The organism is Pararhizobium polonicum (assembly GCF_001687365.1).
Lineage (GTDB): Bacteria > Pseudomonadota > Alphaproteobacteria > Rhizobiales > Rhizobiaceae > Pararhizobium > Pararhizobium polonicum.
On record NZ_LGLV01000011.1, the window covers coordinates 238183 to 258421 of the forward strand.

24 protein-coding genes and 2 tRNA genes are annotated in these 20239 nt (G+C 60.8%); 15 read left to right on the top strand and 11 right to left on the bottom strand.

All coding sequences use genetic code 11. The features are described 5' to 3' along the window. Positions 1-7 precede the first annotated feature (7 nt). Positions 8-892 carry a LysR substrate-binding domain-containing protein gene (locus ADU59_RS18570; RefSeq protein WP_068955624.1) on the bottom strand — a complete coding sequence of 295 codons (885 nt, stop codon included), beginning with the start codon at positions 890-892 and terminating at the stop codon, positions 8-10. Positions 893-1012: 120 nt separating this feature from the next. On the opposite strand from ADU59_RS18570, the gene ADU59_RS18575 reads away from it, so the two are divergent. Next, complete coding sequence (locus ADU59_RS18575; RefSeq protein ID WP_068955625.1) at positions 1013-1885, top strand: PhzF family phenazine biosynthesis protein; 873 nt, start codon at positions 1013-1015, stop codon at positions 1883-1885. Positions 1886-2357: 472 nt separating this feature from the next. Continuing rightward, a complete protein-coding gene (locus ADU59_RS18580; protein WP_068955626.1) occupies positions 2358-2792 on the top strand; it encodes a hypothetical protein in 435 nt (144 codons plus the stop codon). A gap of 103 nt (positions 2793-2895) precedes the next feature. Here the strand turns inward: ADU59_RS18580 and ADU59_RS30675 are convergent, their stop codons facing one another. Then, the gene (locus ADU59_RS30675) at positions 2896-3051 is read right to left on the bottom strand and encodes a hypothetical protein (protein WP_099050869.1); all 156 of its coding nucleotides are present in this window, start codon (positions 3049-3051) and stop codon (positions 2896-2898) included. Positions 3052-3402: 351 nt separating this feature from the next. Between ADU59_RS30675 and ADU59_RS18585 the strand changes: the two genes are divergently transcribed. Continuing rightward, positions 3403-3621 (top strand): hypothetical protein, encoded by a 219-nt coding sequence (locus ADU59_RS18585; RefSeq protein ID WP_068955627.1) that lies wholly within the window; start codon positions 3403-3405, stop codon positions 3619-3621. A 164-nt stretch (positions 3622-3785) separates the two neighbouring features. On the opposite strand, the gene ADU59_RS18590 is transcribed toward ADU59_RS18585, so the two are convergent. The 3 genes from ADU59_RS18590 to ADU59_RS18600 all read right to left on the bottom strand — a co-directional run bounded on the left by ADU59_RS18590 (position 3786) and on the right by ADU59_RS18600 (position 5415). Next, positions 3786-3859, bottom strand: a tRNA-Cys gene (locus ADU59_RS18590). A gap of 292 nt (positions 3860-4151) precedes the next feature. After that, positions 4152-4865, bottom strand: a complete 714-nt coding sequence (gene lexA, locus ADU59_RS18595; RefSeq protein ID WP_068955628.1) for a transcriptional repressor LexA — start codon at positions 4863-4865, stop codon at positions 4152-4154. A gap of 271 nt (positions 4866-5136) precedes the next feature. Then, positions 5137-5415, bottom strand: coding sequence for a hypothetical protein (locus ADU59_RS18600; RefSeq protein WP_068955629.1), 279 nt, complete (start codon positions 5413-5415; stop codon positions 5137-5139). 215 nt (positions 5416-5630) lie between these two features. Here ADU59_RS18600 and ADU59_RS18605 point away from each other — a divergent pair. The 6 genes from ADU59_RS18605 (at position 5631) to ADU59_RS18630 (ending at position 9148) form a co-directional block, all read left to right on the top strand. Then, positions 5631-5705: transfer RNA gene (locus ADU59_RS18605), tRNA-Asn, on the top strand. Between the two features lie 202 nt (positions 5706-5907). Next, positions 5908-6540 (top strand): LysE family translocator, encoded by a 633-nt coding sequence (locus tag ADU59_RS18610; RefSeq protein ID WP_068955630.1) that lies wholly within the window; start codon positions 5908-5910, stop codon positions 6538-6540. Between the two features lie 65 nt (positions 6541-6605). Beyond that, entirely contained in the window at positions 6606-7028 is a 423-nt protein-coding gene (locus tag ADU59_RS18615; RefSeq protein ID WP_068955631.1) for a DUF1365 family protein, read from the top strand. Between the two features lie 43 nt (positions 7029-7071). Continuing rightward, a complete protein-coding gene (locus ADU59_RS18620) occupies positions 7072-8325 on the top strand; it encodes an SAM-dependent methyltransferase (protein WP_068955632.1) in 1254 nt (417 codons plus the stop codon). 153 nt (positions 8326-8478) lie between these two features. Beyond that, on the top strand, positions 8479-8835 hold the full coding sequence (locus tag ADU59_RS18625) for an SMR family transporter (RefSeq protein ID WP_068955633.1): 357 nt from the start codon (positions 8479-8481) through the stop codon (positions 8833-8835). Next, positions 8822-9148: an SMR family transporter gene (locus tag ADU59_RS18630; RefSeq protein ID WP_068955634.1), complete on the top strand. Its 327-nt coding sequence runs from the start codon at positions 8822-8824 to the stop codon at positions 9146-9148. The genes ADU59_RS18625 and ADU59_RS18630 overlap by 14 nt, the downstream gene beginning before the upstream one ends. Here ADU59_RS18630 and ADU59_RS18635 read toward each other — a convergent pair. Further along, positions 9136-9978: an SDR family NAD(P)-dependent oxidoreductase gene (locus ADU59_RS18635; protein WP_068955635.1), complete on the bottom strand. Its 843-nt coding sequence runs from the start codon at positions 9976-9978 to the stop codon at positions 9136-9138. The two genes, ADU59_RS18630 and ADU59_RS18635, sit on opposite strands and share 13 nt — an antisense overlap. Before the next feature lie 105 nt (positions 9979-10083). After that, positions 10084-10731: a ChrR family anti-sigma-E factor gene (locus ADU59_RS18640; RefSeq protein WP_068955636.1), complete on the bottom strand. Its 648-nt coding sequence runs from the start codon at positions 10729-10731 to the stop codon at positions 10084-10086. A gap of 318 nt (positions 10732-11049) precedes the next feature. On the opposite strand from ADU59_RS18640, the gene ADU59_RS18645 reads away from it, so the two are divergent. From ADU59_RS18645 to ADU59_RS18665, 5 genes are all read left to right on the top strand, one after another. Then, positions 11050-12090 carry a cysteine synthase A gene (locus ADU59_RS18645; RefSeq protein ID WP_068955637.1) on the top strand — a complete coding sequence of 347 codons (1041 nt, stop codon included), beginning with the start codon at positions 11050-11052 and terminating at the stop codon, positions 12088-12090. Positions 12091-12097: 7 nt separating this feature from the next. After that, positions 12098-12841 carry an alanyl-tRNA editing protein gene (locus ADU59_RS18650; protein ID WP_068955638.1) on the top strand — a complete coding sequence of 248 codons (744 nt, stop codon included), beginning with the start codon at positions 12098-12100 and terminating at the stop codon, positions 12839-12841. Positions 12842-12856: 15 nt separating this feature from the next. Next, positions 12857-13711 (top strand): 3-mercaptopyruvate sulfurtransferase, encoded by an 855-nt coding sequence (gene sseA / locus ADU59_RS18655; protein ID WP_068955639.1) that lies wholly within the window; start codon positions 12857-12859, stop codon positions 13709-13711. 5 nt (positions 13712-13716) lie between these two features. Continuing rightward, complete coding sequence (locus ADU59_RS18660) at positions 13717-14283, top strand: GNAT family N-acetyltransferase (RefSeq protein ID WP_068955681.1); 567 nt, start codon at positions 13717-13719, stop codon at positions 14281-14283. Positions 14284-14364: 81 nt separating this feature from the next. Beyond that, a complete protein-coding gene (locus ADU59_RS18665) occupies positions 14365-14835 on the top strand; it encodes a DUF1203 domain-containing protein (RefSeq protein WP_068955640.1) in 471 nt (156 codons plus the stop codon). 326 nt (positions 14836-15161) lie between these two features. Here the strand turns inward: ADU59_RS18665 and ald are convergent, their stop codons facing one another. Continuing rightward, positions 15162-16280, bottom strand: a complete 1119-nt coding sequence (gene ald / locus ADU59_RS18670) for an alanine dehydrogenase (protein ID WP_068955641.1) — start codon at positions 16278-16280, stop codon at positions 15162-15164. A 164-nt stretch (positions 16281-16444) separates the two neighbouring features. Between ald and ADU59_RS18675 the strand changes: the two genes are divergently transcribed. Further along, complete coding sequence (locus ADU59_RS18675; protein ID WP_425332032.1) at positions 16445-16897, top strand: Lrp/AsnC family transcriptional regulator; 453 nt, start codon at positions 16445-16447, stop codon at positions 16895-16897. A 26-nt stretch (positions 16898-16923) separates the two neighbouring features. Here the strand turns inward: ADU59_RS18675 and ADU59_RS18680 are convergent, their stop codons facing one another. The 3 genes from ADU59_RS18680 to ilvA form a co-directional block, all read right to left on the bottom strand. Next, positions 16924-18168, bottom strand: coding sequence for a GGDEF domain-containing protein (locus ADU59_RS18680; protein ID WP_068955643.1), 1245 nt, complete (start codon positions 18166-18168; stop codon positions 16924-16926). 119 nt (positions 18169-18287) lie between these two features. Next, complete coding sequence (locus ADU59_RS18685; protein ID WP_068955644.1) at positions 18288-18605, bottom strand: HlyU family transcriptional regulator; 318 nt, start codon at positions 18603-18605, stop codon at positions 18288-18290. 305 nt (positions 18606-18910) lie between these two features. After that, on the bottom strand, positions 18911-20158 hold the full coding sequence (gene ilvA, locus ADU59_RS18695) for a threonine ammonia-lyase (RefSeq protein WP_068955646.1): 1248 nt from the start codon (positions 20156-20158) through the stop codon (positions 18911-18913). Positions 20159-20239: the final 81 nt, after the last annotated feature.

Below are 20239 nucleotides of genomic sequence, written 5' to 3' on the forward strand. Positions count from 1 at the left end.
CCCATAGCTATACCGCCGAAAAGCAATCCTGAAACCACCTCCGCAGCGCTGCCATCTCGGGGCGCTGTTCCAGTCCTGTGGCGCAGGCGAAATGATAGGCGTCGCCGGCAAGCGTCTGCGTGAACGGGGCCTCCAGCAGGCCGGCGGCAAGAGCGTCGGCGATCAGGACCCGGCTGACGATCACCACGCCCTGCCCGGCGATGGCGGCCTGGACGGCCAGCATGCTGTCGGGAAACCGGGGGCCTGCATCGGTATTGACGCCGCTGATCCCGGCCAGCGCGCACCAGCGGGGCCAATCCGGTTTCGGCGTCGGGCGTGTTCGCCCATCGATATGGATCAATGTCGCCCCGCGCAGGTCGTCCGGGCTCGACATGCCGAGGCCGGGGCTGCAGACGGGCGTCAGCGCATCATCGCAAAGCAACGCGCTGACTGCGCCGGGGAACGGACCGGGCCCGTAGCGTATCGCGGCTTCGATGCCGCCGGACCGCAGATCCTCCACGGTATTCGACGTATGCAACCGGATATCGACCATCGGAACGGCTTGGCGCAGCGCCTCCATCCGCGGCACCAGCCAGTGGCTCAGGAAGGCTGTCGTCGACGTCAGCGTGATGGTTCTAGGCCCCGTATCCGCGCGCAACTGCGTGACCACCCTTTCGATTGCACCGAAACCGGAGGCTGTCGCCTCGTAGAGAGCTTTGCCCGGTGACGTGAGCGTCACGGCCCTGGGGGTGCGGTCCAGAACGCGAAATCCCAGATAGGCTTCGAGTTGCCTGATCTGGTGGCTGATGGCCGTCGGCGTGACCAGAAGCTCCTCGGCCGCCATCTTGAAGCTTGCCCGGCGGGCCGCGGCCTCGAAGGCGCGAAGGGATGACAACGGCGGCAGGCGGGACATGCTGAATCCAGCTCATCTTATTGGTGAGAAATTCGATTTTTCCTCATTCTTGTGAAGAGATTATGGTCTGCAAACATCACCACCACAAGAGATCAACTCATCCAGGAGAGGCGGATAATCATGGTCGAGCTCGTCGCTGGTTTCATCGATGTCTTTGCGGACGCGCCGCTGACGGGCAATCCGCTTGCCGTGGTGCAAGGGGCCGACAATCTGACCGACGAGGAGATGCGCCGGATTGCCGGTGAGTTCAATCAGGCTGAGACCACGTTCATCATGCGCAGCACACGCGCGGACTGGAAGTTGCGATCGTTCACCGCAAGCGGCGCGGAAGTGTTCGGTGCGGGGCACAATGCCCTCGGGGCATGGCTCTGGCTTGGAGAGCACGGCGAACTCGGGGACCTGACGACCGCGCGGACGTTTCAGCAGGAGATCGGCCCGGAGGTGCTCCCCATCGAGCTCGTGTCGATCGGTGGCCGCGTTCACGGGCGGATGCGCCAGGCGCCGTTGCGCCTGTTCGAGCCGCTGGATGATGTGACGCCGCTGGCCGCAGCCCTCGGCCTTGATCGCAGCGACATCCGCTCGGATCCACCGGCGCGTCCCGCCGATACCGGGGCGGCCCATCTGATGGTGCGGGTTCGCAACGCAGCCACCGTCGACAGCGCGCAGCCGGATGCCGGCAAGCTGCTTGCCGTTCTGGAGACAACATCGGCCGAGGGCTGCTACATTTATGCGCTCGATCCCGATGCACCGGCTGCGGCCTATGCCCGATTCTTCAACCCGACCGTCGGCCTGTGGGAGGATGCGGCGACGGGAACCGCTGCCGGCCCGCTCGCGGCCTATCTCGCAGCGACCGGAAACCTGAACAGCAACGAACTGGCAATCGAGCAAGGCACGAAAATGGGCCGCCGCAGCATTTTGCATATCCGGCTCACGCCCGAGCCCGAACTCTCCGGCACAGGTATCGTCGTGCTGCGGGGCGTACTCCGGCTTTAGGCGTGACATCGTCATCCATCGATCGGCGAAAGCCGGGAGGGCACCCCAACATATCGGCGGCATAGGATGGGCATGGCCCCGACTCAATACGCGTTCTCATCGGGCGCGGACCGCCATACTCTCATCTATCATATTGAAAATGCTTTGATATGATCCCCGGGGAACGATCGCCCTGCCCGGCTTCTGTCCGCGCGGTACCGTTTGATCGCACAGGGGTACGATGCACCATAACCCGCGTCTGCCGCCGAGGTGATCCGCGCTTAGGCGCGTGGCTGTGGAATGTCCGGATTGCCGGAAGGAAGGTTGCAGCCCGGTACTCCACATCCTGGCAGGTTGCGCGTTCCGGTCTCCGGGCGTCAAACTCCTGGCCTTGCGCCATAAGGCTTCGGTTTCAAAGAGCTATTACCCGGCTTGACACCAATTTCGACTGCTCCATATTGCAGTTTGCAACTACAACTTGGAGGAGAGAGTAATGATAACTCGTACCGCAGTTCTTGCCTCACTCGCACTTCTGGCAACGGTGTCCTTTATGACGCCCGCATCGGCGCTGACGATGAAGGAATGCAGTGTAAAATATAAGTCGGCGCAGGCCGACGGTTCTGCCAAGGGCGTGAAATGGAACGATTTCCGCAAAGCGCAATGCGGGGCCGATGCGACGGCGGAACCGGAAGTCTCGGCAGATAGCAATGTCGAGCCGGACAAGCCGACGACTGTTTCACCGGCAGGTGTCAAATATCCGGCGGCCGTTGACACCAAATATTCGAGCGAAACGCCCGGCAAGGCGCGGATGCACACCTGTGTCGACGCTTACCACGCCAACAAGAACGCAAACACGCTGGGCGGACTGAAGTGGATACAGAAGGGCGGCGGCTTCTACAGCCTCTGCAATGCGAAGCTGAAGGGCTAAGGCAGCTAGGGGCCTCGACTGCCTTCAACCAGACCCGCCGCTTTCATGGGTGGCGGGATCTGCGCTTTGTCAGGATTGCGTGCCTGTCTGGACAAAGCGGTCGCTAGCCTGAAATTTTGCCGGCAACGGCGATGACCGTGGTCAGGGCCGGCGCGTGAGCATGCGTCCACAGCTGATATCCGGCCACACCGCCCAGGATGGCGGACCATATGGCAAAATCCCCGATCCGAAACAGCGGCTCTCTTTTCATCCCGGTCATCCTCGCATCCCCCGGTCATCCTCACATCCAAAGTGATGTCTTGGAGAGATATTGTGCCAAACGTTCACGTTTTGAAGGTGAGGTTTGGTGAACACACCATTTCACATTGACCAATAAAGCGCCGTCACCGGGGTAACCGGCATGGTTGCGAAGGCTTCGAGAACAGGTTGTGAGCGCAGGAGGAAAAGCTTTGAGAAAATTTCGTGCATTCGCCGAAATATGCTATCTTCTTTGAGGAGCAACACTGCATCGAATGCTGTGGCGCCCGTTTCCGGCCTGTAACACAGTCTATGCAGTTCATGGAATTGAAGCGCTGCCCGGTGCGGTGCAAACGCGGTGAAGGAGAATGCAATGCATTACAGCGTGCAGTTTTTCACCTGGACCCCGAAAGAGGGCGTCCATCAAGTCGGGAAGACGATCGAGATCGACGCGATCAATCCAAAGCTTGCGGCCGTATCGCTGCTGGGGTTGCGGCTGGACGAGACCGGCGCGGCCAAAAAGCTCGCGGTGCGCGTCTGGAATGCACCGGACGACAGCAAAGCCGATTGTGCGTGCTTCTACTATCATTGATCCCGCCGCCTCCGGCGATTTGATCCCTCGTTTTCCGGCTACGGGCCGACGCTTGTGGCTGGATGATGAAGCGCAGCTGATTTCCGCCGGTTGCGGCCCTTGGCCGTCCAATCGGATTCTGACGCTTTTCTGCGCCATCTCATTGTAATCACTGTGGGAAATTTTGGAGGCCTCGCCCGGAATTGAACCGGGGTGCAAGGATTTGCAGTCCTCTGCGTCACCACTCCGCCACGAGGCCTCACGAGTTCTAAATCGTCGAACTGTGGCGGCGGTTTAGAATGATCCTAGAAAAATCGCAAGAGGATATTTCCGAAAAACATCCGTGGTGAGTTCCGAAATGACGTTTCCGAACCGTTCTCCCGCTATCCGGTTCGGCGATCGCTTCATTCCTGGTAAAATCCAGCAACGCCCTGCCCCGCTGTTCTGGCCGTCCGGCACCGGCGGCGCAGAAAAACGCCTCCTCCGGCCCACGCTGCCAGACAATGAATGCTGGTTTTCCAATTGCTGCCGGGGTCGGAAATGAACCCGGATTAGTGGTAGCGGCGGATCAGCCCCACCAGTTTCCCCTGGATCTTCACCCGGTCGGGCCCGAAAATCCGTGTCTCATAGGCCGGATTGGCGGCTTCGAGCGCGATTGAGGCGCCCTTTCGACGAAAACGCTTCAGCGTTGCCTCTTCATCGTCCACCAGGGCGACGATGATTTCGCCAGGGCTGGCGGTCGTCGTATTGCGGATGATCACCGTGTCGCCGTCGAGAATGCCGGCCTCGATCATCGAATCGCCGCGCACTTCCAGTGCGTAATGCTCGCCGGTTCCAACCATTTCCAACGGCACGGAAATGTCATGCGTGTTGTTCTGGATGGCCGAAATCGGTACACCGGCGGCGATCCGCCCCATGACGGGTATGGAAACGCTGTCGCTATTGGCGGCTGCGGGTTTGGCGGGCGCCGCCGGCGCCGGCTGGGCGCCAAGGCTGCCCTGGATGACACTGGGGGAAAAGCCGCGCTTGGGCTGCAGGCTCATGGAATAGGCTTCCGGCAGCTTGATCACCTCCAGGGCCCGCGCCCGGTTGGGCAATCGCCGAATGAAGCCCCGCTCCTCGAGCGCCGTTATCAGCCGGTGGATGCCGGATTTTGACGCGAGATCCAGCGCATCCTTCATTTCGTCGAAAGACGGCGGCACGCCCGATTCCTTCATTCTTTCGTGAATGAACAGAAGCAGTTCCTGTTGCTTGCGGGTCAGCATGAACGATCACTCCAGAATCGAGAAACAAATCAAGAACGAACACTATATGTTCCATATGTGTTCCGCAAGTCCCTAAAATTCGTTGAATGTTTTCAAGGGCCGAGGGCCTCGCTGCCGATTGGCCTGCCCCGGATGACGGACAGTCGCCGCAGACTCATGCTCCGCGCGCAGATGCCGCTTACATCTTGGAATGCATTGCACGCGCGTCACCATCCCCGCTGGCCTTGTGCTTTCCCGGCTGGGGTCGATTCGATGAACGGTCAGGCTGATGCTAGCGCGAAACCTGCCGTTTGCGGCCCCACCAGACGGACAGTCTGCGCCGCTGCCGCCGGACGAAGGCGAGGTCGTGCGAGAGTACGATCAGGCCCAGCGGCACCATCCAGAACCCGAGAATGGGCAGAAAGCCGAGCATGCCGCCGAAGATCAGTCCACCGCCCATGGCGATGCGCGGCGCCCGCGATTGCGGCAGCCGCATGCGCCACGACCCGATGACAAGTTCATGCGTGCGCGCATCGATCCCGAATTTTTTCGTTTTCTGCGGTTGTACCATCAACTCCACCTGTTCGAATGCGAGACGCGCCCATGATGCCCCGCAACCCCGCAACGGCAAGGGTTTGGTTCGTCGGCACGTCGCGCATGTACCGCCTCCCTCAGATGGGGCGTTCTCCACAGCCAGACAAGATTGTTTGTTTTTTTTTGAAAAACCGCTTGGCAAATCGGAAAAGCATTTGTATTAGCAGCCTCACTTCTGCAGCGCGCAGATGATCCCTGGTAGCTCAGCGGTAGAGCATTCGACTGTTAATCGACAGGTCGCCGGTTCGAATCCGGCCCGGGGAGCCAAATTCATAAAGCCTTCGCAGAGATGCGGAGGCTTTTTTGATTTTCGGCCATGTTTTGCGCGGCGATGACTGCACTGGACAGTTGCGGCTGGCGGATGGGAAACAATCCGCGATGAAAAGCCCAAGATGACGGATGCGCGACTTTCTTTCGGCATTACTCTATACACGAACGACCTTATCCGGATTAGAGACAGGAGCAGAGAATGCCGTCGACCGAACTGCTGATTGCTTTCCTCGCCACCACGGCGGTCTTTGCCTATATTCCAGGTCCGGCGATGCTCTATGCCGCGGCCCAGACCATTGCACGCGGCCGCTGGTCCGGCCTGATGGCGGCGCTTGGCATCCATCTCGGCGGTTATGCCCATGTTATTGCCGCCGCCGCCGGTCTGTCGATCCTGTTCCATGCGGTGCCGACCCTGTACATGATCGTGAAATTTGCCGGCGCTGCCTACCTTGTCTGGCTGGGCATCTCGCTGTTTCGCGCGGGAGTGCCGAGTGACGCCGCCCTGCCCGGCATCGAGCCGAAATCCGGCCGCCGTGCCTTCTTCGAAAGCGTCACCGTCGAGGTCCTCAATCCCAAGACGGCGATTTTCTTCGTCGCCTTCCTGCCGCAGTTCATCGATGCATCCGCCGCGTTTCCGGTGTGGCTGCAACTTGCCATCCTCGGCACGATCGTCAACCTGATGTTTTCGTCCGCCGATATCGTCTGCGTGTTTCTGGCCGGAGCGCTGATTGCAAGGCTGCGGCGTTCCAGCCATGCGCAGCGCCTGATGCAGCGAGCAGGCGGGGCTATTCTGGTCGGCCTGGGCGCCCACCTCGCCTTCCAGAAAAGCTGATTCCGGCGCTTTTCTCCGTTTCGTAGCGGTCTGCCGCTGTCGCCATAGGACGTCGGCACCGGTGGATGAAGCCGGTCGGCCGTTGTTTCAGCTACGACGTGTTTTCCCTGATGATCGATCTCGACCGGCTGGACGAGGCGGATGTCCGCCGGCAATGCGATGCTTTTCCGCGTCTCGCCGTTCATCCCGATGAGATGCGCCGGCGCATTCTGGAAACCGACAAGCACGGGCCACGGCTGCCTGCGACATTCTCCGGCGTCCAACCGACGTGGAAGACGGGCAAGATTTTGCGTCTTGTTACGCGCATCCCGCATCTTACACTCGAGATTGTCGCAGGGATTCACTGGGAGGTGTTGAAGCTCTGGATCAAAGGCGTCCGTTGCATTTCGCGCCCGCAAGCGCCGCAGGCAACGAGCGTCTGGAGGAATGGCCACAAAGTATCGCCCGGATTTTCCGATGAATCCCAGGTTGGCGGGCCGGCCGAATGAGGCTATTTTGTGTCGATAACAATGATTGCTGAGGATCTGTCGCATGAATACAGCAGGCACCGGTTATTGTGATCCGAAGGACGGCGAACGTCTTTCCACCGAGAATTTGTCACGCATTGTCAAAGGCCTGCCCGCAAAGGCGCAGATGGTTCTGCGCGGTCTCGTTCATATGCAGGCCGGCTGTCTGAAACTGACCTTGCCCGACAATCGCACCGTGGTCATCAAGGGCAAGGCCCAGGGCCCCGTTGCCTCCGTTACGCTGCACAATTGGAACCTGCTGCACCGGGCGTTGACCGGCGGCACCATCGCCGTTGCCGAAAGCTATATGGACGGCGATTGGGACAGCCCGGATGTCGGCGCTTTCCTGGAACTTTTCCTCGTCAACACCGAGGTTGGCCGCAACTTCTCCAATGGCGCGCGCGGCGTGCTGCGGCTGGTCGAAAAATTCCGCCACTGGATGAACGCCAATACCAAGACCGGTTCGAAGCGGAACATTTCCGCCCATTACGATCTCGGCAACGCCTTCTACAAGCAATGGCTCGATCCGACGATGACCTATTCCTCGGCGCTCTATTCGACGGGGGCCAATGACCTGCAGTCGGCCCAGCGCGCCAAGTACAAGGCTCTTGCGGATGCCGCAAATATCAGGGCTGGCGATCATGTGCTCGAGATCGGCTGCGGCTGGGGCGGTTTTGCCGAATATGCGGCGGGTGAGATCGGCTGCAAGGTGACCGGCCTGACGATCAGCCGCGAACAGCTCGCCTTTGCCAATGAGCGCATGAAGAAGGCGGGCCTGTCGGACAAGGTCGAGATCAAGTTTCAGGATTATCGTGACGAAACCGGGCTTTACGACCGGATCGTCTCCATCGAGATGTTCGAGGCTGTTGGCGAAAAATACTGGCCGGCCTATTTTTCGCAGTTGCAGCGCTGCCTGAAGCCGGGCGGAAAAGCCGGCCTGCAGATCATCACCATCAAGCCGGAATCCTATCGGGAATATCGCGCCAATCCGGATTTCATCCAGAAATACGTCTTTCCCGGCGGCATGCTGCCGACACCCCAGCACTTGATCGATCTCGGCCGCAAGGTGGGCTTGAAGATCAGCGGCGATTTCGGCTTCGGCCTCGATTATGCCCGCACGCTGGCCGAATGGCGCGAGCGCTTCTGGAGCGTCTGGGACAAGGTCGAGCCGCTCGGTTTCGACATCCGCTTCAAGCGACTCTGGGAGTTCTACCTGTTCTACTGCGAAGCCGGTTTCCGCGCCAAAAACATCGATGTGAGGCAGATCGTCTATGAATGAGCGCCTATCCGGCGGCGCTGCCCACGTGCATCTCAGCCGCCGGATGCTTCTCTCGCGTATTCGGCAATAAAGTCATCTCCGCGGCTTTACCGCCACGGCCGGGACGCTTATGCAGGCCGCAGCTTTTCAATCGGTCGTTTCAAAGGTGATGACGTGCGTCTTGCATGGGTTTTTCTGGCGCTCGCCATCGCGACCGAGGTTATCGGTCTGACGGTCATGAAGGCGGCATCGACAGGCGGCGGCGTCTGGGGCTACGCCGTCATGTATGTATCGATCGCGCTGTCCTATGTCTTCCTTGCCAAGGCGGTGAAGACGATCTCGGTCGGTGTCGCCTATGCCATCTGGGAAGGCTCCGGCATCGCGCTGATCACCCTCGTTTCGGTGTTCGTTTTCAATCATGTGCTGAACTACCAGGAGATGATCGGGCTGATGATGGCCGTCGGCGGCATCATTCTGGTCAACGCCGGCGAAGTCCATGACGATGGGGAGGCCGCCGATGACCACGCCTAACATCTATTTCATCTTCGCCGTGCTGGCCGGCATCCTCGACGTCGCCGCCAACCTCGCCTCGACCAAATCCAACGGTTTTGCCCGGCGTGGCTGGGGCGCCCTGTCGATCCTGCTGGTGCTGGCCGCGTTCGCCCTGCTGGTCGAAGCCGTGAAAGGCATGGATCTGGCGATCGCCTATGCCATTCTCGGTGCTACCGGAATTTTCGGCACGGCGATTTCCGCGCGGGTTCTTTTCGGCCAGAAGCTGAAGCCGATCGGCTGGGTCGGGCTTGCTCTCGTCTTCGGCGCGGTCGTCGTCCTTCACACCGCCTGAGGACCCCGCTTCAAACCCTTCATCCCATGGCTTGCGGTCGTGAGCGGCCGCTTCTTCCATCCGGTCGCCCTGTTGATGAGCCGGAAGTAGAGGCTATAGGGAAGCAGGTTGATCAGCTTCAAGGCGTAAGTGAAGCGCCTGGGAAAGGTGATTTCGAAGCCGCCGGATTTCAGCCCCTCGGCAATGCGATCGGCCGCGATCTGCGGGCTGATCAGGGCCGGCATCGGAAATTCGTTCTTGGCCGTCGCCGCCGTTTCGACAAAGCCGGGATTGATGATCTGCAGGCGGATGCCAGCCTTGTCGAGATCGAATTTCAGGCTTTCCGCCATGTTGATCAGGGCCGCCTTGGTTGCCCCATAGGCCGCGCCTGTCGGCAGGCCGCCATATCCGGCAACCGAGGAGACGATGGCGATCTGGCCGTGGCCCCTTGCCTTCATGTGGCGCACCGCCGGTAGCAGACAGTTGACGGTGCCGTGCAGGTTGACCGCGAAGGTCTTTTCGAAATCCTCGCGCTGCATCTCCTCGCCGTGAACGGGAATGTAGACACCGGCATTCAGCACGGCGAGCACCACCGATCCGTGTTCGTATTCGATGGCTGCGAGAACACGCTCCATGTCGCGCGGATCGGTCACGTCGCCGTCCAGCACCGTGATCTTGCCGGGCCCGGTCGCCTCATGCTGGAGCTTGACCAGCCTTTCGTGGTCGCGCGCCGTGACGACGACATTGAAACCGTCTTGCACCAGCCGCAGCGCCAGGGCGCGGCCGATGCCGGAACTTGCTCCCGTGATCCAGGCCAGACCCTGCTCGGGACGTGCGACAAAATCGGTCATGGGGGTTCCTTTCGCTGCTCTATCGTCAATCCCGCAAACCGGGATCACCAAATAAGACGTCTTGAAATGGAGTTTGTTCCCGCATTCAGGCCATTCGACGGCAAATCAGCCGATCAGATCGCCAATCAGCTGGCGCAGCGAGCCGGTCAATCTGTACGGCGCCTGCGAGACCGCAAAACCGATGCACGGCCGCTCACGCTCCGCCACGGGCCGGTGGTCGATCCTCTCGTCCGCCACCGAGATATCGCCTTTGACAAAACGCCCGCGCGCATCGTTGAAGGCGCCGTCCAACACCAGCGCCAGTTCGTAGCCGTCATGCGTATGGGCCGGGATCGCCCGGCCGGGCCGGAGCCAGAAGAAGCTGACATCGCAACCGTCGATCTTCCCCAGGCTGTACTCGCGGAAGCCCGGAAGCTTGCGTTTCCACGGAATCTCGTCGGCCTCGAGCCCAATAAAATCATGGACGGCCTTTGGAAAAAGCGCATTTGCGGGCCGCTGCCGTGCTCTGGCCGGTGTTGCCGGCGGATCGGCCGCAAAGACGGCTTTCAGGGCTGCGTCTCTTGACGAGAGCGCGACAGGTTCCATCTTTTCCAGAATATCGCCGGCGACCGCTTCATACTCGGTGACCCTGGATCTGTTGTTCGCCTGCATTTCGAGATGGGCTTCGACGAGCACGCGCGCCGGCTCCGGTAGAATGCCGGCAGCGTAACGTGCCATCAAGGCATCCACTGTATCCAGCTGAACATCAGCCATCGATTTTCTGAACCTGTCTTGCCGCATCGCGCCGCGGAAACTATCGCCTCACTACGCCGGGGGTCAAGAAATGGATCACCCCGGTTTGGGAAACCGCAGCGCCGTGCATCCGGGTCAATTTTTGCCGGTGACGACACTGTGTTGAAACGCTATTTCTTGCTTCCTCGGATGACCTGGCCGAAAAGACGCTCATATTCCGGTATGTTGAATTGCGAAGGCCCGACACGGCCGATACGGTTCGCACATGCCCGTCCAGGTCATCATCAGGTTCAGGCGCCCGCCTGACACACGCAGCTACCGCAGCCAAGAGGTTCGCTAATGTCCGTTCTGCCCTCCGTTCTCGAAGCCATCGGCAACACGCCGCTGATCCGCCTCAAGGGCGCGTCGGAGGCAACGGGATGCACCATTCTCGGCAAGGCTGAATTTCTCAACCCCGGCCAGTCGGTCAAGGATCGCGCCGCGCTGTCGATCATCCGGCAGGCGGAAAAGTCCGGCCAGCTGAAGCCGGGCGGCGTCATCGTCGAGGGCACGGCCGGCAACACCGGCATCGGTCTGGCTCTGGTGGCCCAGGCGCTCGGCTACCGCACCGTCATCGTCATTCCGGAAACGCAGAGCCAGGAAAAGAAGGACGCGCTGCGCCTCCTGGGGGCTGAACTCGTCGAGGTCCCGGCCGTCCCCTACAAGAACCCCAACAATTACGTCAAACTGTCCGGGCGCCTTGCCGCGGAACTGGCAAAGACCGAGCCGAATGGCGCGATCTGGGCCAACCAGTTCGACAACGTCGCCAACCGCGACGCGCATGTGGAGACCACCGCGCCGGAAATCTGGCGCGATACCGATGGCAAGGTCGATGGCTTTGTCTGCGCGGTCGGCTCCGGCGGCACGCTTGCCGGTATTGCTCTTGGCCTGAAAGCGAAGAACCCGAACATCAAGATCGGTATTGCCGATCCGGAGGGAGCCGCACTTTACAACTACTATGCCCATGGCGAACTGAGTTCCTCGGGCAGCTCGATCACCGAAGGGATCGGGCAAGGCCGCATCACCGCCAATCTCGAAGGTTTCACGCCGGATTTCGCCTATCAGATACCGGATACCGAAGCGGTGCCGCTGGTGTTCGATCTCATTGAAAACGAAGGCATCTGCGTTGGCGGGTCCACCGGTATCAACATTGCCGGTGCCATTCGTCTGGCAAAAGATCTGGGACCTGGACATACCATCGTGACGATCCTCTGCGACTATGGTAACCGCTATCAGTCGAAACTGTTCAATCCGGCGTTTCTGAAGTCCAAGGGCCTTCCCGTTCCGGCCTGGCTGACGCGGAATTCCGGAATAACGGTGCCATACGAACCCGCCGGATAAGCATCTCATGAAAACGACTGCCCTGTTTCGCGACGATTTTTATCTTTCAACCACGGAAGCAATCGTCACAGGAATACGGGAAGATGGCGGTATCGAGCTCGACCAGACCTGTTTTTACGCGACGTCGGGCGGCCAGCCCGGCGACACCGGCTTCTTCGAGCGTGCCGACGGCAGCCGAATCGAGATCGCCACCACCCGCCACGGCGATACCAAGGACATCATCATTCATGTTCCGGCCGCCGGTCAGCCGGTACCAGTGATCGGCGAGAAGCTGGTGCTGCATATCGACTGGCCGCGCCGCTACAAGCTGATGCGCATGCATACCGCCTGCCACCTCCTTTCGGTCGTCTGCCAGTTTCCGATCACCGGTGCCGCTGTCGGCGAGGATGAAAGCCGTGTCGATTTCGACATGAGCGAAACCATCGACAAGGAGGCCGTCACCGCCGCGATGATGGCGCTGGTCGACGGCAATCATCCGATCTATCTGCAATGGATCACCGACGAGGAACTCGCCGCCAATCCCGACATCGTCAAGTCGAAGAATGTCCGGCCTCCCATGGGGCTCGGCCGTGTCAGCCTTGTCTGCATTGGGGAAAATGCATCGGTGGACAGCCAGCCCTGCGGCGGCACGCATGTGTCGGAAACCCAGGAAGTCGGCCAGATCCACATCGCCAAGATCGAAAAGAAGGGCAAGGAAAACCGGCGTTTCCGCATCCGTTTCGGTGCGCCGGAAACCGCTTCCACCCTTTGACCGGAGAACAATCCCATGACTGAACAAAAGAGCGCCTTTGTCGTTTCCGCCGACTGGCTTGAGCAGCGGCTGACCGATCCTTCGGTGAAGATCCTCGATGCTTCCTGGTACCTGCCGGCCCAGAAACGGGACCCGAAGGCCGAATATGCCGCCGGTCATATTCCCGGCGCCGTCTTTTACGATCAGGACGCCATCGCCGATCTGACCAGCGGTCTCCCGCACACCATCCCCTCGCCGCAAGCCTTTGCCGAGGCCGTCGGCAGGCTGGGCATCAGCGAGACCGATACGATCGTCGTCTACGACGGCCCGGGCATCTTCACCGCACCACGCGTCTGGTGGCTGCTGCGCACCATGGGGGCGAAGTCCGTCTTCGTGCTGGACGGCGGCATCGATGGCTGGAAGGCGGAAGACCGTCCTGTCACGACCGAGGTTCCGACACCCGTTCCCGCCCAATTCCATCCGCAATTCAAGGCCGAAGCGGTGACATCGTTTGCACAGATGAATGAGATCGTTGCGACGGGCTCCCGCCAGATCGCCGATGCGCGCGGCGGTGCCCGTTTTACCGGCGAGGAAGCCGAGCCAAGGCCCGGCATGCGGTCCGGCCATATGCCGGGCGCAAAGAGCCTGCCTTCCGGCGTCTTTTCGGTGGGGGGCAAATTCAAGTCGCTCGCAGCCCTGCGTGAAACGATCGAGGCAGCCGGCATCGATCTCGACAAGCCGGTGGTCACCACCTGCGGCTCGGGCATCACCGCGGCGATCATCACGCTTGCGCTGCAGTCGCTGGGCCATACCGACAACAGGCTCTATGACGGCTCCTGGTCCGAATGGGGCAGCCGGACCGACACATCCGTCGTCACCGGGAAAGAATGATCAGAATGGCAAAGGGGAAAGCCATCGAGCCGCTGGCCGTTCGCGTTACCGAACTGGAAATGACCGCGCCACCGAAGCAGAGCCTGCCCGTGCCGGTCAACATCCAGACCGCGATCATGCGCGTTCCGGAAATCCCCTTGCCGTTCTATCGCTTCCTCTATCTGCAGGTCGGCCAGCGCTGGAACTGGGTCGACCGTCTGCGGATGAGCGATGAAGACCTTGCTGCGACGCTGCACGACAAGCGCAATGCCGTGACGGTGCTTTATGTCAACGGCGCTCCGGCCGGGTTTTTCGAACTTCTGCAGGTGGATGGAGACACGGTCGAACTCTCGCATTTCGGCATGTTCGAGCATGCGCTCGGTCTCGGGCTCGGCAAATGGTTCCTGCTGCAGGCGCTCTACGCCGCCTGGAGTTCCAATCCGCAGACGGTTCGCGTGGCGACAAACACGCTCGATCATCCCCGCGCCCTGCAACTCTATCAGCGTTTCGGCTTTTCCCCGGTCTCGACCCATGATGCGACGGTGCAGCCGCTCAGCGACGACGAATTCCTGGCGCTCGCACGCGGTCTCTGACTGCCGCCACGGCAAGTTTCGGGTGTCGCGCTCTCCCGGTCCATGGCATTTCCTCCGGCATTGAAACCGGAGGACCACGCGATGCCCCTGCACTACAAGCCGATGCCGAGCGATCTTGCCGCGCGCTACCGCCGCCGCGAGCCGGATGCCTATGGCCTGACACCCGAATTGCACGTGTCCGACGGCCAGGGCATGCCCTGCCGCCATTGCCTCGCCAATATCGCCGCCGGCGATCCCTACCTGATCCTCGCCTACCGCCCGTTCCCTGAACTCCAGCCCTATGCGGAAACCGGCCCCATCTTCCTGCATGCGGAAGAATGCGAAGCCTATGCGGGCGGTGCGGCCGTTCCGTCGATCCTGACGACCAGCAGGGATTATCTGTTGCGCGGCTATGGTCCCGACGACCGGATCGTCTACGGCACCGGCGCGGTAACGCCGGTAGAGAGTATCGACGCCCGCGCAACGGAATTGCTGGACCGCCCCGGGATCGCCTATGTCCATGTCCGCTCGGCCCGCAACAATTGTTATCAGTGCCGCATCGAGCGCGAATAGAAACGGGGCGGACAAGAACCGGCCCCTTCAATCTGCAGACAATGTCCGTTATCGATCTCTGAGAGGTCGCTGGGGAGTTAGGCGGCATTCAACATTTCCTGTGCCCGGGCTTGAGCCGGGGATCGTCACAGGAATCCAGCCAGCCCAAGTCCCTGGGCTGAAAGGTCTTTTGACCCGACGGACGTCGGGTCACTGGATCCCCGCCACAAGGGCGAGGAAGACGGAGACTGTGGTGTTCACTTCGTCCAAAAGCCATTTTCAGAGTGTGTTGACAATCTGACGCGGCCGGAATTTCTGCCCCGTCAGATTGCTTCACTTGGCAGACATCAGGCGATCTTCAGCACCGCTTCCGGCGCATGGCTCTCATATCCCAGCGCCTCGGCAACCGCCTTGTTGGTGACGCGGCCCTTGTGAACATTGAGGCCGGCGCGCAGATGCCGGTCCTCGGCAATTGCCTTCAGGCCACGGTCGGCAAGCTGCAGGCCGTAGTAGAGCGTCGCATTGTTGAGCGCATGCGCCGATGTCACCGGAACGGCGCCGGGCATATTGGCCACGCAATAGTGAACGACACCATCGACCTCGTAGGTCGGATCGGAATGCGTGGTTGCATGCGAGGTTTCGAAGCAGCCGCCCTGATCGATGGCGACATCGACGATAACCGCGCCCTTCTTCATGCCGGACAGCATTTCGCGCGTTACCAGTTTCGGAGCAGCAGCGCCCGGGATCAGCACGGCGCCGATCACCAGATCGGCCGAAAAGACTTCCTCTTCCAGAGCATCGATGGTCGAGAACCGGGTATGCACGCGGCCGGCAAAGAGATCGTCGAGCTGCCGCAGGCGTGGAATGGAGCGGTCGAGAATGCTGACATCGGCGCCGAGCCCCGCCGCCATACGCGCCGCGTGCAGGCCGACGACGCCGCCGCCGATGACGGTAACCTTGGCGGGCAGCACGCCCGGCACGCCGCCGAGCAGGATACCACGGCCGCCATTGGCCTTCTGCAGCGATGTGGCGCCGGCCTGGATGGCCAGCCGCCCGGCGACTTCCGACATTGGCGCCAGCAGAGGCAGGCCGCCGCGATCGTCTGTGACCGTTTCGTAGGCGATGGCCGTGACGCCGGAGCCGAGCAGCCCCTTGGTCTGTTCCGGATCGGGCGCAAGATGCAAATAGGTGTAGAGGATCTGACCGTCGCGAAGCTGCGCCCATTCGGAAGGCTGCGGCTCCTTGACCTTGACGATCATGTCGGATTTTTCAAAGACGTCCTTGGCGGTGGCGACGATTTTCGCGCCAGCCGCGCGATAGGCGTCATCCTCCGCGCCGATCCCCGCGCCCGCCTTGGTTTCAACGATCACTTCGTGGCCATGCGCCACATATTCCCGCACCGATCCCGGCGTCAGGCCGACACGATATTCATGGTTTTTGATTTCCTTCGGGCAACCGACACGCATCCTCGCGTTCCTCTCATTTGCGGCTTTCGCCGTTGCAGTTTTTACCCGCATAGCGAAACAGAAAGCGCGCCGCATGTCCTTGCAAAGAGGTTGGCCAATATCGTATTCTTTCGTGAATTATTGCGTGGACATACAAAAATTCGAAGGATATTCGATTGGCGACGATGGATACCATTGATGCTGCGATCTTACGGATTCTCCAGCAGAACGGCCGGATCGCCAATGCCGAGCTTGCCGAAAAGGTCGGGCTGTCTGCCTCCGCCTGCTCGCGGCGGGTCGATATCCTGGAGAAATCCGGGGTCATCAGCGGTTATCACGCGCGCCTGTCGCACAAGGCGCTCGACTACCGCATCATGGTCATCGTCCATATCTCGCTGTCGGGCCAGTTCGCCAAGACGCTGACCGAGTTCGAGGCCGCGGTGAAACTTTGCCCCAACGTGCTGGTCTGTTACCTGATGTCGGGCGAGTACGACTATATCCTGCGCGTCGCGGCCAAGGATCTCGAAGACTACGAGCGCATCCACCGCGACTGGCTCTCCGCCCTGCCCCACGTCGTCAAGATCAATTCCAGCTTTTCGCTGCGCGAGATCATCGACCGGCCGAATGTCGGCGTCTGATCACGGGCCTGCTGTTGACCCGGTTTTCAGATATTCCCGACGACGCAGTTCCGGCCCCGGCGCTTCGCCTCGTAGAGGCGGCCATCCGCCGCCGACAGCAGGTCCCGCGTCGTGGTGCCGTCGGCCGATGTCGATGCAATGCCGATACTGACGGTGACGGCCGATTGATCCGGTGTCGTCACATCCGCAAGGACGCGCTGGCGCAGATCGTCGGCGCGCGACAGGGCGCTTGTATGATCGAGGCCGTCACACAGGATGACGAATTCCTCTCCGCCGTAACGGAACAGGTGATCGCTCTGGCGAAGCCCGGACTGGATAGCACCGGCAAGCGCCTGCAGCACCCGATCGCCCTCCAGATGGCCGAACCGGTCGTTGACGCTCTTGAAATGGTCTGCGTCGATCATGATCAGGCTGACGACGCTGCCGGAATCGACGGCATGGCGGATCATCCTCGGTCCTTCATACTCGAACCGGCTGCGATCCAGCACACCGGTCAGCATGTCCCGCCCCGATTTCGACAACAGGTCCTCGTAGCGCTCCCGGAAGGTCAGCGTGTTGAAGATGTCGCCGATCGGCTGGCGTGACACCGACAGAACGGAATGGCTGGAAAAATGCAGATAGGCACCGAGAACGACCGAATAGACGGCCGCCGCCCCCATCTTGGCGACCCAGCCTCCCCAGAACACTTCGGCCGGCGCACCGTTCAGGGCATGCAGGGCGATATAGAACCCGGCCTGATCGAAGGTCAGTACGAGGATGCCGCAAAGGAGGAAGCGCAGCGTCAGGCGGCCGCGCATCCAGCGCCCGATCCGCTCGTAAAGCAGGATGATGAGCAGTGAATCGAGATAGAGCAGCAGCGTTCCCCACAGCATCAGCCAGCCCATCTCGTCGATGAAGGCAAGGTCGGCGGTGCGGTTCGGCACCGCCGAGACCGTCTGGTGCATCTGCAGCAGCACGCTCAGCGCGACGGTGAGAAAATTGCCCGCCAGCAGGCCGTAGATCGGCTGGCGTACCGTTGCCGCGTCCTCCTTCACATAGAGAAGCAGGATCATCATCAGCTTGCCGGCGAACAGCACGGCGGAACCCGGCGAAATCACCCCAAAGGGAAGCTGCACGTAGAAGACGGCGGCGAGATAGGTCTCGATGAAATGCAGGACGCCGAGCGCGGCGATGAAAACGCCAAGGCCCAGCCGGTGGCGCAGGTGCAGCAGCGTGACCATGACTGCGACATAGACAAGCCCTTCGCAGAGAAACAGCAAAACATTGGTCATCGGCAAGCATTCACCTGGATTGGCGTCCGGTGTTTTATAAACGGCAAGTTTGAAGAAAAGTTTAGGGTTTCCCGCCCGAAACCCGCCAAAGGCAGGTTCAATTCACCCAACGGCAGGGTTCAGATCTGGCGGGAGGCCACATCATCGGAAAACAGCGACGGACCATGCTGGTCGATGATCTGATGCGCCTTGCGCAACGTCGCGTCGATCACATCCTGCTCCGAGCTGAAAACGTCGGCACGGATGAAGGTGCGGACGCGGACCGCGCCATCGACCTCTTTCTCGATCGAGCCGGCCAGCCTGAACTGCGCCCCTTCCCGCATCGGGGTGGCGCGGATCAGGCAGTCGCCATAGGTTTCCGTCTTGCCGGAGGACGCACTCGCCTCGGCGCTGGAGCCGCCGGAAAAACCGAACAATTTTGAAAGAAATGAAGCCATGCGAAAGACTTAACGCATGGCAAACAGAGCTGTCAAAGGCAAAGTTTCCTCCCGTCCACGATCTTTTCGCCGGTTGGCGGGAAAACGGAAGGACAGCGGCATTGCCCGGATCTTGCCATCGGTTTCCGGTGTCGATGCAAGGCTTGGCGGTAGCGAAACGACGCCCTCGGCATCGGGCCGGGATCGGCCAGCGGCATCCATCACCGTTGGCGATTCCCGATCGCTGATCACGGCGCTCCGCATCGCCAAAACATCCCAAACTGGTTTAGGGAGTTTCTGTAAAACTCGGATATCAATCGATAATATCAAATCACCAGATTGGCGAGTACCTCATTATCGGTAATATCCTGATAGCGCAGCCCCGCCGCATCGAACGCCGCCTTCAGCCGCGGAAAATTCTCCGGATGCTTGGTTTCGATGCCGATCAGGATGGAGCCGAAATTGCGGGCCGATTTCTTCAGATATTCGAAACGGGCGATATCGTCCTCTTCGCCGAGCAGGCCGAGGAAATCTTTCAGCGCACCGGGGCGCTGCGCCATGCGCAGGATGAAATATTTCTTCAGGCCCGCATGCCGCATGGCCCGTTCCTTGACGTCGGGCAGACGCTCGAAATCGAAATTGCCGCCGGAGACGACGGCGACGATGGTCTTTCCCTCCAGCGCCTCGCGCCCCAGCGTTTCCAGTGCCGTGATCGACAATGCGCCTGCTGGCTCGAGCACGACGCCCTCGACATTGAGCATATCGGTGATGGTCACGCAGATGGCATTTTCCGCCAGAAGCAGCACCTGATCCGTCGAGAAATGCCGGAGTGCCGCAAAGTTGAGATCGCCGATCCGCCCGACGGCCGCGCCGTCGACAAAATTGTCGACCTGGTCGAGCGTTACCACCGAGCCTGTCTCCAGGCTGCGGCGCAGGCTCGGTGCCCCCTCCGGCTCGCAGAAGATGAAAGCCTCGGGCCGGACGACATTTTTCAGATAGCCGGTCATGCCGGCCGAAAGCCCGCCGCCGCCCACCGGCATGATCACCAGATCCGGAACGACGCCTTGCGGCAATTGCGCGACGATCTCGGCGGCGACCGTCGCCTGCCCTTCGATGATATCGGCATGGTCGAAAGGCGGCACCATGACGCCGTCGATCCGCTCCACGTGGTCGCGCGCCGCCTGATAGCACTGGTCGAAGAAGTCGCCGACAAGCTTGATGCTGATGAATTCGCCGCCGAACATCCGCGTCTTGTCGATCTTCTGCTGCGGTGTCGTCACCGGCATGAAAACGACGCCAGGAACCCCGAAGTGGCGGCAGACGAAGGCAAATCCTTGCGCATGATTGCCGGCCGAGGCGCAGACGAAGGTCTTTCCCGTGCCACCGGCATCGATGACCTTGCGGAAGAAGTTGAACGCGCCCCTGATCTTGTAGGACCGCACCGGCGAAAGGTCTTCGCGCTTCAGATAGATCGCGGCGCCGTAACGCGCGCTCAGGTGCTCGTTAAGCTGCAGCGGCGTGGCCGGGAACAGCGTGCGCAAAGCCTTAACGGCGCTATCGACATCCTGCTTCATGGAATGCGGTCTTTCGTTCGGGTTCGTGTCGCCCTGCCTATGCCACAACGCACCGCCTGAAACCACAGCTATTCGCATATA

Excerpts from the sequence above, each read along its gene's own strand:
- ADU59_RS18630 (WP_068955634.1), top strand. The coding sequence starts at position 8,822 with ATGACCACGCCTAACATCTATTTCATCTTCGCCGTGCTGGCCGGCATC.
- ADU59_RS18615 (WP_068955631.1), top strand. The coding sequence starts at position 6,606 with ATGAAGCCGGTCGGCCGTTGTTTCAGCTACGACGTGTTTTCCCTGATG.
- ADU59_RS18635 (WP_068955635.1), bottom strand. The coding sequence starts at position 9,978 with ATGACCGATTTTGTCGCACGTCCCGAGCAGGGTCTGGCCTGGATCACG.
- ADU59_RS18645 (WP_068955637.1), top strand. The coding sequence starts at position 11,050 with ATGTCCGTTCTGCCCTCCGTTCTCGAAGCCATCGGCAACACGCCGCTG.
- ilvA (WP_068955646.1), bottom strand. The coding sequence starts at position 20,158 with ATGAAGCAGGATGTCGATAGCGCCGTTAAGGCTTTGCGCACGCTGTTC.
- ADU59_RS18660 (WP_068955681.1), top strand. The coding sequence starts at position 13,717 with ATGGCAAAGGGGAAAGCCATCGAGCCGCTGGCCGTTCGCGTTACCGAA.
- ADU59_RS18680 (WP_068955643.1), bottom strand. The coding sequence starts at position 18,168 with ATGACCAATGTTTTGCTGTTTCTCTGCGAAGGGCTTGTCTATGTCGCA.
- ADU59_RS18650 (WP_068955638.1), top strand. The coding sequence starts at position 12,098 with ATGAAAACGACTGCCCTGTTTCGCGACGATTTTTATCTTTCAACCACG.
- ADU59_RS18665 (WP_068955640.1), top strand. The coding sequence starts at position 14,365 with ATGCCCCTGCACTACAAGCCGATGCCGAGCGATCTTGCCGCGCGCTAC.
- ADU59_RS18620 (WP_068955632.1), top strand. The coding sequence starts at position 7,072 with ATGAATACAGCAGGCACCGGTTATTGTGATCCGAAGGACGGCGAACGT.
- ADU59_RS18675 (WP_425332032.1), top strand. The coding sequence starts at position 16,445 with ATGGATACCATTGATGCTGCGATCTTACGGATTCTCCAGCAGAACGGC.
- ADU59_RS18610 (WP_068955630.1), top strand. The coding sequence starts at position 5,908 with ATGCCGTCGACCGAACTGCTGATTGCTTTCCTCGCCACCACGGCGGTC.
- ADU59_RS18570 (WP_068955624.1), bottom strand. The coding sequence starts at position 892 with ATGTCCCGCCTGCCGCCGTTGTCATCCCTTCGCGCCTTCGAGGCCGCG.
- ald (WP_068955641.1), bottom strand. The coding sequence starts at position 16,280 with ATGCGTGTCGGTTGCCCGAAGGAAATCAAAAACCATGAATATCGTGTC.
- ADU59_RS30675 (WP_099050869.1), bottom strand. The coding sequence starts at position 3,051 with ATGACCGGGATGAAAAGAGAGCCGCTGTTTCGGATCGGGGATTTTGCC.
- ADU59_RS18685 (WP_068955644.1), bottom strand. The coding sequence starts at position 18,605 with ATGGCTTCATTTCTTTCAAAATTGTTCGGTTTTTCCGGCGGCTCCAGC.
- ADU59_RS18580 (WP_068955626.1), top strand. The coding sequence starts at position 2,358 with ATGATAACTCGTACCGCAGTTCTTGCCTCACTCGCACTTCTGGCAACG.
- ADU59_RS18640 (WP_068955636.1), bottom strand. The coding sequence starts at position 10,731 with ATGGCTGATGTTCAGCTGGATACAGTGGATGCCTTGATGGCACGTTAC.
- ADU59_RS18600 (WP_068955629.1), bottom strand. The coding sequence starts at position 5,415 with ATGGTACAACCGCAGAAAACGAAAAAATTCGGGATCGATGCGCGCACG.
- ADU59_RS18575 (WP_068955625.1), top strand. The coding sequence starts at position 1,013 with ATGGTCGAGCTCGTCGCTGGTTTCATCGATGTCTTTGCGGACGCGCCG.
- sseA (WP_068955639.1), top strand. The coding sequence starts at position 12,857 with ATGACTGAACAAAAGAGCGCCTTTGTCGTTTCCGCCGACTGGCTTGAG.
- ADU59_RS18585 (WP_068955627.1), top strand. The coding sequence starts at position 3,403 with ATGCATTACAGCGTGCAGTTTTTCACCTGGACCCCGAAAGAGGGCGTC.
- lexA (WP_068955628.1), bottom strand. The coding sequence starts at position 4,865 with ATGCTGACCCGCAAGCAACAGGAACTGCTTCTGTTCATTCACGAAAGA.